This is a genomic window from Rothia sp. CCM 9418 (assembly GCF_048512825.1).
GTDB lineage: Bacteria > Actinomycetota > Actinomycetes > Actinomycetales > Micrococcaceae > Rothia.
In genome coordinates, this window is sequence record NZ_JBLXXX010000003.1 from 32,050 (window position 1) to 48,256 (window position 16,207).

Consider the following 16,207-nt stretch of genomic DNA (forward strand, 5'->3'; position numbering starts at 1 on the left):
CTAAAGATAATCTAAGAGCATTTAAAGTTTTGTCGCATGTGCATAACACACAGCACATTGAAGCTCATCGTACCGACGTTCAACAACCAAAGGAAATCGCTGTGTCAGCTGAGGTGAAAGCTACTAAAAACACGGAAAAGTCGTATGACTTCCGCGCTATTGAGCAAAAATGGCAGCCCTATTGGGAAGAAACTAAGATTTTTAACCTAACGGGTGATGAAGACCGAGAAAAACGGTACGTCCTCGATATGTTCCCTTATCCTTCTGGCGACCTTCATATGGGTCACGCAGAAGCTTTTGCTGTTGGCGATGTTACTTCTCGCTATTGGAAACAGCAGGGCTTTGAAGTTTTTCACCCTATTGGTTGGGATTCTTTTGGTCTGCCAGCAGAGAACGCTGCTATCAAGAACAATACCCACCCTCGTGAGTGGACGTATAAGAATATTGAAACTCAGGCTGAGTCTTTCAAACGCTACGGTATTATGGTGGATTGGAGCCGACGTATCCACACGTCAGACCCCGAATATTATCGTTGGACGCAATGGCTTTTCCAACAGTTTTACCGTAAAGGACTTGCCTATCGTAAGTTCTCACAGGTGAATTGGTGCCCTAAGGACCAGACTGTTCTCGCAAACGAGCAGGTCATTGATGGCGCATGCGAACGTTGTAAATCTGAGGTCACCAAGAAGTCTCTGAATCAGTGGTATTTCAAGATTACTGATTATGCTCAAGAGCTTCTGGACGATATGGAACAAATCAGAGGCCATTGGCCAGATCGTGTTTTGGCCATGCAGAAGAACTGGATTGGTCGCTCTGAAGGCGCAGAAATTCGTTTTGATATTGAAGCAGGCGGAGGGAAAGATCAAACCTCCATCAATGTTTTCAGCACTCGCCCAGATACTCTATACGGTGCGACCTTCTTCGTCGTTGCTGCAGATTCTGAGCTTGCTCTAGAAATCATTGCAGAAGACCAGCAAGAAGCTCTAGAAGAATACCGTGAACAGATTAAAGCTCTTTCTGATATTGATCGTCAGTCTACAGAGCGCAAGAAGACTGGTATCTTCACGGGACGATACGCAGTTAACCCGTTGACGGGAAAGAAACTTCCTATTTGGGCTTCCGATTATGTTCTTGCAGATTATGGAACCGGCGCAATTATGGCTGTTCCGGCTCATGATCAACGTGACCTTGAATTTGCGAAGGCCTTTGACCTTCCCATCGTAACGGTGGTGGACACGGGAGAAGAAGACCCAGCTACTTCAGGTGTCGCTACCACCGGCGACGGAAAACTTATCAATTCTGGCGAGCTTACTGGGCTTGATAAGGCCGAAGCTATCAAGAAGGCTATCGAGATGATTGAGGCTGCTGGAACGGGCGAGGGTAAAGTCATTTACCGTCTACGTGACTGGTTGCTATCTCGTCAGCGTTTCTGGGGCACTCCTATTCCTATTATTCATTGTGATGACTGTGGGGAAGTTCTTGTTCCAGAGGATCAGCTTCCTGTTCGTTTGCCAGAAGACCTCAAGGGTGATGAACTTGCACCTAAAGGTCAGTCTCCTCTAGCGGCAGCCGAGCAGTGGAATACTGTAGACTGCCCACAATGTGGCAAGAGCGCTAAACGTGACTCTGATACGATGGACACCTTTGTGGATTCTTCGTGGTATTTCCTCCGTTACCTCTCACCGGATGAAGATAAAGCACCTTTTAATAAGGAAGACGTCCAGCAGTGGGGCTCGGTTGATATGTATATCGGCGGTGTAGAGCACGCAATTTTGCATCTACTGTATGCACGTTTCTTCACCAAGGTCATTCGCGATTTGGGCATGATTGATTTTGATGAGCCTTTTGCCTCTTTGATGAATCAGGGACAGGTTCTCAACCAAGGTAAAGCCATGTCTAAGTCTTTGGGCAATGGTGTAAACCTTGGTGAACAGCTCGATACATTCGGTGTCGATGCTGTTCGTACAACCATGATTTTTGCTTCTCCACCAGAAGATGATATTGACTGGGCGGATGTCTCTCCCGGTGGTGCACAGAAGTTTTTGGCTCGTGCATGGCGTATTGCCGCGGATGTTACTTCAGACCCTGGTATTGATTATCAGAGCGGAGATAAAGATTTACGGTACTTCGTACACCGCACGGTTCGTGATGCTACCGAGAATATCGAGAGCGGTAGATTCAACGTCATGGTTGCAAAGACCATGGAATTAGTGAACGCGACCCGTAAGGTCATTGACTCCGGCGTAGGTCCGGCTGATCCTGCAGTTCGTGAAGCAGCTGAAACTATTGCTATTTTGCTTTCTTTGTATGCACCATATACGGCAGAAGATATGTGGCATATTTTAGGTCATGATGCTCCCGTACTGACTGCCGGTTGGCCACAGGTCGATGAGTCATTACTTGCTGATGAGATGGTGACTGCTATCGTCCAGATTAAGGGTAAAGTCAAAGAGCGTTTTGAGGTCTCTCCACAAATTAGTGAAGAAGAACTACAACAGATGGCTTTGAACTCGGAGACGATTCAACGTCTTATCGGTGATTCTCAGGTTGTTAAGGTGATTGTTCGAGCACCTAAGCTCGTCAATATCGTTACCGCTTAGTAGAGTGACCTATGTGGGTGTGAAAGTATAACTTTCACACCCACATACGTTTTAAGTTCTAGGGAGGCACAAGGAGTATGGTCCGTCGTATTGCTATTGTGACAGATTCGTCATCGGCTTTAGATGAACGTACCCTTCGTCATCTCATGGGCTATGGCGGTTTTGCAATGGTTCCCTTAGATGTCTTTATTGATGATCAGCGAGTTTCTGAGAGGTTTGCACCGTCAGATAAACATTCTGTGCAGGAACAAGAAGCCGTAGTTCTTGCTCATGTTTTAGGGCAAAAAGTGCATACCTCAGCTCCCTCCCCAGAACGTTTTCGACGTGTTTATGAGGCTTTTGCGTACCAAGGTTATGAGGCTATTATCTCTTTGCATCTGTCTCGTCATCTTTCAAGTGCGTATTCTTTTGCGTGTACGGCTGCTACACATAGCCCAATCCCTGTGCACGTCATCGACTCGCAAACTGTGGGCATGGCATTAGGCCATGTTGTCTCGTATCTGCACACGATGGTTTCTCAAGGTTTTAGTGCTTCTGAACTATCTCAAGTAGCAGTGGAAATGCTTGAAAATACGGATATCTTTTTCTATGTTCCAACTCTTGATGCTTTACGCCGTAGTGGGAGAGTTCATCCAGCGCTTGCGAGAGTGGGACAGATGTTGCAGGTTCGTCCGGTTGGGAGCATTCGTGAGGGCAGGTTGATGTATCTTCATCGCCCTCGCTCTTTGGAGCGAGCGCAAGCTCTTTTAGCAGAGGTCGTGTGTGAACGTGCTGCTTGTAAAAAGGTGGAGAACTATCAGCTTGAACATGTGGCTACACCTGTTCCGACAGGAAGTATTGTTGCCGTTCATTATTGTGCTCAGGAGTTGGAAGCTCGGCGTTGGGCTTCTTCTTATCATATTGATCCAGATTTTTTTGTTCCGTTGCCTACGGTTCTTGCTGCTCATGCGGGGTTAGGTGCTGTGGCGGTTGTAGTGTATTAGTGACGATATTGGTGCACCAGATATTGTGAATAGATAGATATTTCTGGAGTGTTATCCACATTTTTCTATCAAGTCAGCGGTCTGATGTGTGATTTTTTAAACTCAGTTCTATGAAAAGTTTTTCTGGTTCGTCGTTTCGAAACTCATACGCTGAGGTTGATTCATGTTCGTCAGAATCTGCCCCTATGCATCGGCTTTATCGTGCCCGTCATATTGATGGTGGGGAACGTTCTATAAGCCTGTACGAGGAGCTGGGCGAGCCTGATATCGACGCTCACGAACATTATGGTCAGCAAGTTTTAAGGTGGAAAGTTCCTTGGAGCATCGTCGTTGTTTTAGCTATTGTCTTGGCGGTTCTTGGTGCTTGGGTGTTCTTTTCGTCCTCATCTGATGAGGTATTGTTTCCAGAAAAAGAAGTTTCGTCCCATCCAACCGATTTTTCGGTAGAAGAGCTTTCGGGAAGTAGTCCTTCTGCGCTTTCAGTTTCCTCGGTGTGGGTTCATGTCGTGGGTGCGGTGAAGTCTCCGGGGCTCTATGAACTTCCTGACCAGAGTCGTGTGGCTGATGCTATTTCAGCAGCTCAGGGGTTGGTAGAAGACGCGAATTCAGATTCTATTAATTTGGCGTCGAAAGTCTCTGATGGGCAGCAGATACGTGTTCTTTTTCAGGGGCAGAGTAGCGATATGTTCTCAGAGACGTCGACGTCTCATCGTCAAGTTGATGGTATTTCATCGTCTCTAGTGAATATTAATACAGCCTCTGCTGAGGAGTTAGAGACTCTTCCTCGAGTTGGTCCAGCCACGGCACAAAAAATTATTGAGTTTCGGCAGGCTCATGGAGGTTTTCGTGATGTTACTGAATTAGAAAGTGTTTCAGGTATCGGACCGGCACTTCTTGAACGTCTTCGGCCTTTGGTACGAGTTTAGTGATGATATCTCGTATTCGTGTAGTTTCTTCGTACCATGATTTTCGATTAGTTTTAGCTGCATTTTTCATATGGGTTTATACGTTGATGACTTATGCAGGGTTTGGATTATCGAATAATGTTCTTGTTGTCGGTGGAGGTGTGTTGTGTTCTCTTGTATGGGGCTTCTTTTTAGGTCCACAGCGTTTTAGGGTGTTCTTCTCTATATGTTTGACTTTATCTAGTGTGTTTTTGGCTGTTTGTTGTCAGGGACTAAACCTATCTTCCAGAGATATTACAGGTTCGGTTCATGTTCTTGAGCAGCTTGAGGGGAGTTCTGCACGTTTTTGGGGAAGTGTTCAGCGTTCTTCCCAGATAGCTTCACACCGTTATGTGGTGTACCTCCATGCGGAGAAAGTTTTTCATCCTTCGTTAAAGCACGTTAAATCTTTGAATCTTCCTATGACCTTCTTCTCCTCAAAGAGGTTTGAGGAGGGGACGTTTGTAAAGGTTATTGGTGTTCCAGAAAATTCCATACCGCAATTTCAGTTAAGTTCGGTTAAGGTGTACCCGTTATCGAAAGGTAGCTCTTCTTTCCTTAAGGAATCTCAGGAGAGACTTTCACATTATGCCTCGTCTAGAGTCGGCCCAGCAGAGGGATCTTTAATTTTGGGATTGGGTTATGGGGATGATAGTCAGCTTCCCGCACAGAATCGTCGAGAGTTTCGAGTTGCTGGGTTAACACATTTAACTGCTGTTTCAGGGGCAAATATTGCGTTTATTTTTGTGCTATTTTATCGATTTTTAACGTATTTTAGGTTTGTGCGTTCTTATAGTATTTTCGTTGCTTCTATGGCGACGTTCTTTTATGCTGCCGTAGTAGGTTGGGAAGATTCGGTACTCAGGGCATGGGTTATGGGTGTACTTGGGGCATATACCGTATTGCGGGGGAGTATGAAGTATTCGTTGCATCTTTTGTCGTTGAGCGTCATCGTTCTTTTAGTGTATGCTCCTGAGCTATCAATCAGTGTGGGGTTTTCTCTTTCTGTTATCTCATCTAGTGCACTCATAGTATTTGCACCTATTCTGGTTAATATCTTGTCGTGGCATCTTCCTTTATGGTTGTCTGAACTTTTGGCGATTCCTTTAGCAGCTTCATTATGGTGTGCGCCGTTGCTTGTTCTTTTGACGCAAAAAATTACACCATATACGGTTCTTGCAAATATGTTTGCCAGTATCTGTGTTCTTCCGTTAAGTGTCGTGGGGTTATTAGTCTTATGTTGTTGGTTATGTCGATGGTTTTGGGTTGTTGATATGCTGCTACAGATAGGTTGGTTCCCTGCTCATGTATTAGTGTTGATTGCACGGGGTATTACCAGCTTGCCGTTTAGTTCTCTTGAAGTTCCCTCTGGTATGTTGAGCGTGATAATTACGCTAGGAGCTGTTATGCTTCTAACCTTTATTTCGTTCTTTGTGATGTTGTTTAAAGAAAAGTCTTCAGGTACTTCTGTGAGAAAATAAGTTTTATCTTTTGGTCACGTTGAAAGGCACATTTTATGGCGAGGAAGACTCGTTCATCTTCTACTAATTCTGCAGTATCGTGGCGGTCAGCTCAGGTAGCGCCAGCAACGTTGTTATGGGGTAGTGAAGAATATTTTATTTCGCGTGCAAAGACACGGATTCGTGCGCAGTTTATGAAGCATTATCCAGATGCTGATCGAGTAGAGATTTCGGCAAAGGACTATCGGCGAGGGGAACTCGCTGCAGCTGCTAGTCCGTCATTGTTTAGTACTTCAAAAATTATTGAGGTCGATCAGCTTTCTTCGATGAGCGAGGACTTTCTTCATGATGTGATGGATTATCTTCAACGTCCTGAGACTCATATAGCAATGGTGTTGTCTCATAATGCTTCGAACAGCAGGGGGAAGAAATTAGTTGATTTTTTCCGTGCATCGGAGTCTTTTCCTCTGGTGGAGTGTAAACCTCTCAAGACAGACCGTGAGAAGTTAGAGTTTGTCTCTCAGGAGTTTAAAGATCATCGAAAAACTATTGAGGCTAAAGCAGTTCAGCTTCTGGTAGCGGCTACTGGTGCTGATACAGCAGAGTTAGCTTCTGCCTGTTCTCAGCTAATGAGCGACGCTCCTGATGTTGTTACTGAAGAACTTGTTCATAAGTATTATGGGGGAAGAACAGAAGTAACAGCTTTTAAAGTTTCTGACGCTGTGGTCTCTGGTAATAGTCGGTTAGCGTTGAGGCTTTTACGTCATGCCTTAGCAACCGGTGTCGATCCTATACCTCTTGTCGGGGCTTTAGCTGCTCGTATGCGTCATATTGCTAGAGTCTATGGAAGTCGTGGGAATGCTGCAGCGTTAGCGGCAGAACTCAAGATGGCTCCGTGGCAGGTTGAGCAGGCTCAACGTGATTCGCGACGTTTTTCAGAGCAAGATTTGGCGGAAATTTTTCGTGTCTTAGCAGAAGTTGATGCCCAGCTTAAAGGGGAGAGTACCGACCCCTTATTTGCGCTTGAAAAGGCAATTCTTACGATGAGTCGTTCATAACGACTCCGGTATAGTCTTTGGATATGAGTAGTCCCCGGTAAGTTAACTTACCGGGGACTACTCATCACTTCACTAATAGACAATTACCGTCCGAGAACGATAAGTGAAATTAGGAAAGCTTATTTACTCGTACAGCAAGACCTGATTTCTTGTTAGCAGCGGTCTTTTTGTGAAGAACGCCCTTAGAAACAGCCTTGTCCAGTTTGCGACTTGCAAAACGAAGTGCAGCAGTTGCTTCTTCTACGTTCTGCGCCTCAACAGCTTCGTTAACCTTGCGGATAGCGGTCTTTAGCTCAGACTTGTAAGCGTTGTTACGAAGGCGAGCCTTCTCGTTGGTGAGGATGCGCTTTTTCTGGGACTTAATATTAGCCACGATTAAAACTTTCTTTTTGTCTAATTGGTCGGTGAGGGCTACGCTGATCGATCATCGACTGAGCGGCGTGGGGATGCCTATGGCAACCGATCAGCAGTGCCCGATGACCATCGGACACACATAGGAAACTCTAGCAGAAACTTATGGCAGAGTCAGTAGAGTTATTCCCCACATTTACCGTGTTGTTTGAGAATCCTCTCACGCACTACGATGGGCTAATGCTTGATGAATGCGATTAAAAGTGGTTTTATCCATCACTGCACCCTCTCGACGCATATCTGCTGGGTTTACTCGAATAATTCTATCGAGCTTCACTTCAGAGGCACGTCCGCTTTTATCCCAAGACCCTGAGCCGATGTCCATATAGTTTCGATCTCGATGAGTTGAGTTGGTATGGTCTTTACTTGTTAGCATCAAAGCTAATAAGTATTGTCCATCTCTTCCAATGAGAATGACGGGGCGGTCTTTTCCTCGAGTGTGGTCTTCTTCATAAGGCACCCACGTCCACACCACTTCACCGGGGTCTGGCTCTCCGTCAAGGTGGGGAGAATATTCAGAATGTACAGGGCCACGATAATCACCGGGGTATCGAGCCGCAAAATCTTCACGACGGGTTGTGTCGCTACCAGAGCTTCGACGAGGTGCAGAATCTGCTGGTCCTTGCTGAATTTTCTGGAATTCTCGGTAGGCTCTTTGAGCAAGACTAATGATACGGCGCACCGTTGAAATATTAAACTTCATTCCCTTAACATAACTGTTTTGACCATCGTTGTCTGCTTGTTATTGAGATTACCGCCATTATCTTCAGTGTTTATCACGTCTTAGACAGCAGAAAAACAGAAAACATGGGAAACTAGATATTTGATGATCATATTATTCGCAGGTTTCTGCGGCTGAAAGGAATGCCCTACGTGTCACCTCTAGCTGCCAATGCTCCCGTTCCCGCGGCAACATCACCAGAAATTATTCGTAATTTCTGCATTATTGCTCATATTGATCACGGGAAATCTACGTTGGCTGACCGCATGCTTCAAGCAACCGGCGTTGTTACACCGCGCGATATGAAAGCACAGTACCTTGACCGCATGGACATTGAACGCGAACGGGGAATCACCATCAAGTCACAGGCCGTTCGCATGCCATGGGAAGTTGATGGCACGGCCTACGCTTTGAACATGATTGACACCCCCGGTCACGTTGACTTCACCTATGAGGTATCTCGCTCTCTGGCAGCATGCGAAGGTGCATTACTGCTTGTCGACGCCGCTCAAGGAATTGAAGCGCAGACACTCGCTAACCTATATCTAGCGATGGAAAACGAACTAACAATTATTCCAGTTCTCAACAAAATTGATTTGCCAGCTGCTATGCCTGATAAATACGCTGAAGAGCTAGCAAATCTTATTGGAGTTGAACCAGAAGATGTTTTACGAGTCTCTGGTAAGACGGGAGAAGGCGTTGAAGAACTTCTTGACCGCATTGTTGAGCTGATTCCTGCCCCTCAAGGCTCCGCTGAGGCACCAGCACGCGCCATGATTTTTGATTCGGTTTACGATTCTTATCGAGGAGTCGTCACCTATGTTCGTGTAGTTGACGGAAAGCTAAGCCCTCGTCAAAAAATTAAAATGATGTCTACCGGCGCAGAACACGACCTATTAGAAATTGGTGTTATTTCTCCAGAGCCTATCCCGTCGAAAGGTCTTGGAGTCGGAGAGGTCGGGTATCTTATTACCGGTGTGAAAGATGTACGCCAGTCTCGCGTCGGTGATACCGTTACGTCCTCTCACCATCCAGCTGAAGACTCTCTTGGAGGATATGAAGACCCCAAACCGATGGTTTTTTCGGGGCTGTTCCCTATTGATGGTTCTGACTATCCGGCGCTTCGAGATGCTCTTGATAAGCTCAAGCTCAACGATGCGGCATTAGTTTATGAGCCAGAAACCTCCGCCGCGTTGGGCTTTGGCTTCCGTTGCGGATTCTTAGGTCTCCTACACCTTGAAATTGTGCGTGAACGCCTCGAACGAGAGTTTAACCTAGACCTCATCTCTACCGCGCCTAACGTTATCTACGATGTAGTTGATGAATCCGGAACTTCTCGACGGGTGACAAACCCCAGCGAATTTCCCGAAGGAAAAGTAGCGCTGATTAAGGAACCTATGGTTGCTTGTACGATTATTGCTCCCAGCGAGTTTATCGGTGCAATCATGGAGCTTTGCCAATCACGACGTGGCATCATGGGTGGGATGGACTACCTATCTCAAGATCGTGTTGAGCTACGGTACCGTATTCCTCTTGCAGAAATTGTTTTTGATTTCTTTGATCAGCTCAAATCACGTACCCGTGGTTATGCGTCCCTCGACTGGAAATTTGACGGGGAAGAAGAAGCTGATTTGGTGAAGGTCGATATTCTCTTACAAGGTGAGAAAGTAGATGCGTTCTCTGCTATCACGCACCGAGATAAGGCTTATTCTTATGGTGTGATGATGACAGGAAAACTACGAACACTGATTCCTCGTCAACAATTTGAGGTACCTATTCAAGCCGCGATTGGTTCTCGTATTATTGCTCGTGAGAACATTCGTGCTATCCGTAAAGATGTTCTCTCCAAATGCTATGGTGGCGATATTTCTCGTAAACGTAAGCTTTTGGAGAAGCAAAAAGAGGGTAAGAAACGTATGAAGATGGTCGGCAGGGTAGAGGTCCCACAGGAAGCGTTCATTGCGGCTCTATCCTCAACTGAAGAAGCTAAGGACAAGTCTAAGAAGTGACCCCTCCGGCGCAACCTTTAGGTATTCCTGCTCCTAGTGATGGAATGATACCCGCCGAATCTGTTGCAGCTAGTAAGCATCAAGAGTTCAGTCTGTACGTTCACGTACCTTTTTGTTCTATCCGATGTGGCTATTGTGACTTTAACACCTACGCTACCGAAGATTTTGGGCAAGGTGTCGGTTTAGCTACGTATGCAAACGACGCTATAACAGAGTTAGACTTTGCTCAGCGGGTCTTAACAGGTTCAGGGGTTCCGGAACGTCCGATGAATACGGTATTTTTTGGGGGAGGGACACCCACAAAATTACCAGTAGCAGATTTAGTGAAAATATTACGTCACGCTGTCGAACTTTTTGGTTTATCTCCGGAGGCTGAGGTTACGACTGAGGCTAATCCGGATTCTGTATCAGAAAAAGATTTCGCGGTGCTTGCTTCAGGCGGGTTTACGCGTGTTTCTATTGGGATGCAGTCAGTTGTCCCTGAAGTTCTTTCGGTTCTTGAACGAACTCATACGCCAGAGAATGTTCCGAAAGTTGTTTCGTGGGCTTCTCACGAGGGATTACAGACTTCTGTTGATTTGATTTATGGTTCTCCTGGTGAGACGCTCGAACAGTGGAGACGTTCTGTAGAAGCTGCAATTAGTTACGAGCCTGACCATATTTCTGCGTATTCGCTCATTGTTGAAGATGGCACAAAACTTGCTGCTCAGATTCGTCGAGGCAAGTATCATATGCCAGATGAAGACCTGATGGCAGATATGTATCTTTTGGCAGAAGAACTACTCACAGAGGCCGGATACCACTGGTATGAGGTCTCTAATTATGCAAAGGCACCACGCTATCGGAGTACTCATAACTATTCGTATTGGCGTAACCAAGATTGGTGGGGAATTGGCCCTGGTGCACATTCTCATATTGCTGGTACACGCTGGTGGAATGTTAAACATCCCGTAACCTACGCGCATCGTCTTCGGCAAGGAGATTCACCGGCAGCAGCTCGTGAAATTCTTGATCAAAAGACGCAGTTTTTTGAAAAGGTGATGTTGGAGCTCCGTACTGTTGATGGTATTCCCTATGAGACGTTATCCAAAGTTCATGGTACTGAAATTCTCAACCGGAAGCTTCAGTGGCTGCAAAATCAGGGGCTTATTGACGATGAGCAGCTTAAACGCGGTGTTGTGGGGCTGACTCTTCAGGGGCGTTTATTAGGTGATGCGGTCACCAGAGAACTGCTTCCAGAATAATTTTTTTGCTTTCGAGGTGTTCTGATAAAACTGTGGGTGGTGTGCGTCGCTTATAAGCGATGCACACCACCCACAGTTGATTTTTGACAGGATTATTTTTTCTTCTCTGTCAGTGAGACGATACGTTCAAAGAGAAAAGTATTGAATTTGTATTGGTAGGGGTTAGATCGGTTGACTTTAATTCCAGCGCGTAAAGACATGAACGCAAGATACGTCCACGTCAATGCTGCGATGAGGCCAAATAGCCAACCAATTTTAGGTGTTCCAGCAAAAAGTACCGAAAACACGATGACGATAGAGGGCAAGAGGGTGAAATTAAATGCTTCACGAGCTTCTTGTTCGGCGAAAGGTCCGCGTCCTCGGTAGAGGTAAAGAATAATACCCGAGGGGATGCAACCAATGACGCCTCCAAAGTGGGCGAGGGTTGCGATGTTGCGATCCTGTTGGACCGTTAACTTGTTCATAGGTGTGGATGAACCCTCAAACTTAGAGTCAGGGGATACAACAGTTTTCAAAAAACACTCACTCTTCTAAAAGTTGCGAGACAGGCTAAATGATTACGAGATAAAAGATTACAATCCATTCTAGGTCTGATGTGTTCAATGTAGAAGAACTTTTGTGATCTTTTTCTTCACTTTAGTCGAGACCTTTGGCGCAGCTGAACCTTTACTCAGGTGATTCCATCAGAAAATCGATTAATTGTTCAACCGGAGCTAACAGAGTAGGTTCTAAATCTTGATAAGAGTTCACTCGTCCTAGAATCTTTTTCCATGCCTGAGCAACATCTTCTTGACTCGTGCAGGGCAATCCTAGCCTTTTGAGTACACCTTTTTTCCATTCTTCTTCACGAGGAATAACTGGCCATTTTTTTATTCCTAGTCGTTGAGGACGTACAGCCTGCCAAATATCGACAAAAGGATGTCCAACAATCTGCACGTTGTTCCTAGCACCAGGTATCTGTAACGCCTGAGCCACAATGCGGCTTTCTTTAGAACCTTCTACTAGATGGTCAACAAGAACACCTAATCGTCGGTGTGGTGCAGGGCAAAACTCACGAACCGCATCAGGCAAGTCGTCAATACCGTGTAGAGGTTCTACCACAATACCTTCAACTCGTAGGTCATGCCCCCATACTTTTTCAACCAGTTCTGCATCGTGGATACCTTCGACCCAGATACGTGAGGCGCGGGCAACTTGTGCCGGCGCATTCTCTACGGCGATAGATCCAGAGCGACTAATTTTAGGAACAGAACGAGTGGCATGTGCCCGTGGGGGTAGCACTTTGACAGGAGTTCCTTCAAGAAGAAAGCCAAATCCTAAGGGAAAAGTTTTAATTTTCCCTCGAGCGTCTTCTAATCCCACCATACCTTCAGCGCCGATACGCTCATACGTTTTAGCAATCCCAACCCAACCACTATGAACGTCTTCAAGGAGCATTCCTTGAACCAGATGAACTTCTTGTATCTCTGGTTGATTTCTTTGGTGTAGTTGGTTGAGTTCTTGAGCACCCCACGCATAGTAATTTTCCATAGTAAGTATTTTATTCCATTAGCCCTGAGCGTACGCGCTAGGGTTTTGATAGGTTTCAGTACTACAGTTACATTGGCACTTAAAGTGCAGTAGTGCTAATTTCTCTCTATTTCAAGGTAGGTTCCGTGACGCAATCTCGTCAGCATAAGATCCTCCAAGCAATCGTTGAGGACTATATCAGTTTCCGCGAACCGGTGGGGTCTAAAGCGCTCATCGAACGCCATCATTTAGGCGTTTCTAGCGCTACGGTTCGTAACGATATGTCTATCCTTGAAGAGCAGGGACTCATCTCAGCACCGCATTCGAGCGCGGGACGTATCCCCACAGAAAAAGGGTATCGTTTCTTCGTGGATGAGCTTTCTAATCCTCGTCCTCTTTCGACTGCGCAGAAACGTGCGATTCACCGTCTTTTAGACTCTTATGACAGTGTTGATGAAATACTTACACAGACAGTTAAAATACTGTCGCAGCTAACTCAGCAGGTTGCGATTCTTCAGTACCCCTCTGCACCGGAGAATGTTGTTCGACATATTGAGCTAATACCTGTTGGAGAACATCATGTAACGGTAATGTTGATTAGCAACTCTGGGCAGCTCACCCAACGACTAGCGCAAGTTGAACGGTATAGGGAAGAAGAGCTTGAGCTGCTTCGAATTCGACTCATCGAAAAATGTCAGCAACAGAAATATCAGGTTGCACGTTCCCTCTTAGCTTCATTACCTTCCTCTCGTGATGTTCCTCATAGCCTAGAGAACGGGGTTCTTGATGCGTTAGGCCAACTGCTTTCACCCAAAGATACCTCGAAACTTCTTATTGCTGGAACTTCGTATCTGGCGCAAGCAACAGAAGATTTCAGCACCAGCATCGCACCCATCTTAGAAGCTCTAGAAGAACAAGTAACGATGCTGCATTTATTAGCTGAGATGGCTCAAGACCCACGAGGATACGCTGTGCGTATTGGCACAGAAAATAGTGCGGCCCCTCTGAGCGAAACGTCTATCGTTACTTCTGTATATAGTTCGCCTAGTTGTACCGCTAAGCTTGGGGTTGTTGGCCCAACCAGAATGGATTATGCAGGAAGTACAGCCGCAGTACGAGCCGTAGCAAAATATCTTTCAAAAATTTTGGGTAGTTAGTTCTCAACGACTAGAATTTCTACAAAATACTTTCAACACATAGCAACACACGATAAGGATGATGTGAGTGAGCAGTCACTATGAAACATTAGGTGTTTCCCCTGATGCAAGCCCCGAAGAAATCAAAAAGGCATACCGTAAAAAAGCTCGTCAGCTTCACCCCGATATTAACCCCTCGGCAGAAGCAGCTGAAGAGTTCAAACGCGTATCACATGCCCACGATGTTCTCTCTGACCCTGATAAACGACGTATTTACGACCAGACCGGCAACGAAAACGGACAGGCACAAGGCGGATTCGGAGGCGCGAACTTCGGAGGTTTTAGCGGATTCTCGGATATTTTTGAGACCTTCTTTAACCAACCGCAACAGGGCCCTACAAGCCGAACACGTCAGGGTCAAGACGCTCGCATTACGGTTCGTATCAGCCTTGAAGATGCCGTATTTGGTGCAGAAAAACCTATTACCGTTGATACCGCAGTAACCTGCGAAAAATGTGATGGTGACGGTTGCGCTGAAGGAACAGCCCCTGTCACCTGTGACACCTGCCGTGGACAAGGATATATGCAACGACAAGTTCAATCTATCCTTGGAACTGTAGTACAGCCTGTCGCGTGCCCATCTTGTAATACTTTCGGCACTGTTATTCAAAGCCCCTGCCCAGAATGTTACGGTGAAGGACGAGTCCGAGAACGGAAGCCCATCACCATTAAAATTCCGGCTGGTGTTTCTTCCGGCGCGCGTATGCGTCTAGCCGGTTATGGTGAGGCCGGTACAGCAGGCGGACCAGCAGGAGACCTCTATGTGGATCTTCGCGTCAATCAACACGATACTTTCACACGTGAAGATGATGATTTACATGCCACCATCGCTATTAGTATGGCGGCAGCTGCCCTAGGTACAGAAGTCACTTTAGAAACTTTTGATGGTCCACAAACCGTAAGCATTAAAGCTGGTACTCAATCTGGAGATGTTGTCACGCTTAAAGGATTAGGAGTGACTCATTTTGATCGAGCAGATCGAGGTTCGCTCAAAGTTCATGTCCAGGTCAAAACACCGACGAATTTGACTGAAGAGCAACGCGAAATGCTTCAACAATTTGCTCAGAGCCGTCAAGAAGACCTCAAAATTAGTGAAACAGTACGTGAGAAGCACGGTTTCTTCTCACGTTTCAAAGAACGTTTCGATCGTTAAAAAGTACAAAGGATATTCTGTGACCTCACCTATTTTCTATGTTTCCTCTGATGAACTTCAGTCAGCAACTTCAGGGCAGCTTATCGCTGTGCAGGGGGTAGAGGGGCATCATGCTAAAGTCGTGAAACGTTTAGAGATAGGTGAGGACATAGACCTTGCTGACGGTAAAGGTACCCGAGCCGAAGCAGAAGTGTTCTCATATCTTGAGGATGGGTTAGAAGTTCGTGTAAACACTATTTTGCACGAAGAACCATCAACCGAAATTATTCTTGTTCAAGCGTTAGCTAAACAGGATAGAGACATATTGGCGATAGAGACCGCCACTGAATTAGGTATTTGGGGAGTCATTCCTTGGAGCGCTGACCGCTCTATCGTTCGTTGGAAAAAAGAACGAGCAGTAAAAGCTCACACGAAATGGAATAACACCGTCCGTGCTGCGGCAAAGCAGGCACGACGTAGCTGGATACCTCAGGTCGAAAATCTTGTATCTTCACACGATTTAGCTGAACGTATCGCACAAGAGGTTACGCACGGTGCTATGGTTATTATCTTGCATGAGCAAGGAACACGCCTATTGACCCAGCACATCTCGGAGTTAGAGAGTTTACCTCAACGTATTTATCTTGTTGTTGGCCCAGAAGGTGGTATATCTGAGCAGGAGCTTGAGGCATTTGAAAAAGCTGGAGCCGCAGTCTGTCTCTTAGGCGAACACGTATTACGATCTTCTACCGCAGGAAGTGCCGCACTGTGCGTTATTAATACGATTTCGCAAATATGGTAGAAGCCCACTTCTAATTTTTTTCGTATAGGGAAGAAGTATTTTCGTTGGCTTCATACTCCGCAGAAGACCAGCATCCCGATAGACTATTGACCAGTGGAGTTTAAGGAGCACTAGTGCAAGAGAACCCTATCACCGCAA

Annotated in this window: 14 protein-coding genes; 10 read left to right on the forward strand and 4 right to left on the reverse strand. The window is 46.0% G+C overall.

Translation table 11 applies throughout. The features are described from left to right. Nucleotides 1-56: 56 nt before the first annotated feature. From leuS to holA, 5 genes are all read left to right on the forward strand, one after another. Entirely contained in the window at nucleotides 57-2,600 is a 2,544-nt protein-coding gene (leuS, locus tag ACN083_RS04725; RefSeq protein ID WP_419101936.1) for a leucine--tRNA ligase, read from the forward strand. A gap of 77 nt (nucleotides 2,601-2,677) precedes the next feature. Continuing rightward, complete coding sequence (locus tag ACN083_RS04730; protein WP_419101684.1) at nucleotides 2,678-3,583, forward strand: DegV family protein; 906 nt, start codon at nucleotides 2,678-2,680, stop codon at nucleotides 3,581-3,583. A gap of 185 nt (nucleotides 3,584-3,768) precedes the next feature. Then, complete coding sequence (locus tag ACN083_RS04735) at nucleotides 3,769-4,509, forward strand: helix-hairpin-helix domain-containing protein (RefSeq protein WP_419101685.1); 741 nt, start codon at nucleotides 3,769-3,771, stop codon at nucleotides 4,507-4,509. Between the two features lie 86 nt (nucleotides 4,510-4,595). Continuing rightward, a complete protein-coding gene (locus ACN083_RS04740) occupies nucleotides 4,596-6,008 on the forward strand; it encodes a ComEC/Rec2 family competence protein (RefSeq protein ID WP_419101686.1) in 1,413 nt (470 codons plus the stop codon). A gap of 35 nt (nucleotides 6,009-6,043) precedes the next feature. Continuing rightward, nucleotides 6,044-7,045, forward strand: a complete 1,002-nt coding sequence (holA, locus tag ACN083_RS04745) for a DNA polymerase III subunit delta (protein ID WP_419101687.1) — start codon at nucleotides 6,044-6,046, stop codon at nucleotides 7,043-7,045. A gap of 109 nt (nucleotides 7,046-7,154) precedes the next feature. Here the strand turns inward: holA and rpsT are convergent, their stop codons facing one another. After that, nucleotides 7,155-7,418, reverse strand: a complete 264-nt coding sequence (gene rpsT / locus ACN083_RS04750; RefSeq protein ID WP_419101688.1) for a 30S ribosomal protein S20 — start codon at nucleotides 7,416-7,418, stop codon at nucleotides 7,155-7,157. Nucleotides 7,419-7,616: 198 nt separating this feature from the next. Then, nucleotides 7,617-8,159 carry a type II toxin-antitoxin system PemK/MazF family toxin gene (locus ACN083_RS04755; protein ID WP_419101689.1) on the reverse strand — a complete coding sequence of 181 codons (543 nt, stop codon included), beginning with the start codon at nucleotides 8,157-8,159 and terminating at the stop codon, nucleotides 7,617-7,619. A 170-nt stretch (nucleotides 8,160-8,329) separates the two neighbouring features. Here ACN083_RS04755 and lepA point away from each other — a divergent pair, with 170 nt between their 5' ends. Next, nucleotides 8,330-10,186, forward strand: a complete 1,857-nt coding sequence (gene lepA / locus ACN083_RS04760; protein WP_419101690.1) for a translation elongation factor 4 — start codon at nucleotides 8,330-8,332, stop codon at nucleotides 10,184-10,186. A gap of 44 nt (nucleotides 10,187-10,230) precedes the next feature. Beyond that, on the forward strand, nucleotides 10,231-11,430 hold the full coding sequence (hemW, locus tag ACN083_RS04765; RefSeq protein WP_419101937.1) for a radical SAM family heme chaperone HemW: 1,200 nt from the start codon (nucleotides 10,231-10,233) through the stop codon (nucleotides 11,428-11,430). Nucleotides 11,431-11,522: 92 nt separating this feature from the next. On the opposite strand, the gene ACN083_RS04770 is transcribed toward hemW, so the two are convergent. Further along, nucleotides 11,523-11,894, reverse strand: coding sequence for a DUF4870 domain-containing protein (locus ACN083_RS04770; protein ID WP_419101691.1), 372 nt, complete (start codon nucleotides 11,892-11,894; stop codon nucleotides 11,523-11,525). A 202-nt stretch (nucleotides 11,895-12,096) separates the two neighbouring features. Continuing rightward, complete coding sequence (locus ACN083_RS04775) at nucleotides 12,097-12,960, reverse strand: DUF3097 family protein (RefSeq protein WP_419101692.1); 864 nt, start codon at nucleotides 12,958-12,960, stop codon at nucleotides 12,097-12,099. Nucleotides 12,961-13,085: 125 nt separating this feature from the next. Between ACN083_RS04775 and hrcA the strand changes: the two genes are divergently transcribed. From hrcA to ACN083_RS04790, 3 genes are all read left to right on the forward strand, one after another. Continuing rightward, nucleotides 13,086-14,096, forward strand: a complete 1,011-nt coding sequence (hrcA, locus tag ACN083_RS04780; protein ID WP_419101693.1) for a heat-inducible transcriptional repressor HrcA — start codon at nucleotides 13,086-13,088, stop codon at nucleotides 14,094-14,096. A 67-nt stretch (nucleotides 14,097-14,163) separates the two neighbouring features. Beyond that, nucleotides 14,164-15,288 (forward strand): molecular chaperone DnaJ, encoded by a 1,125-nt coding sequence (gene dnaJ, locus ACN083_RS04785; RefSeq protein WP_419101694.1) that lies wholly within the window; start codon nucleotides 14,164-14,166, stop codon nucleotides 15,286-15,288. A 19-nt stretch (nucleotides 15,289-15,307) separates the two neighbouring features. Then, nucleotides 15,308-16,069: a 16S rRNA (uracil(1498)-N(3))-methyltransferase gene (locus tag ACN083_RS04790; protein WP_419101695.1), complete on the forward strand. Its 762-nt coding sequence runs from the start codon at nucleotides 15,308-15,310 to the stop codon at nucleotides 16,067-16,069. The last annotated feature ends 138 nt before the right edge of the window (nucleotides 16,070-16,207 follow it).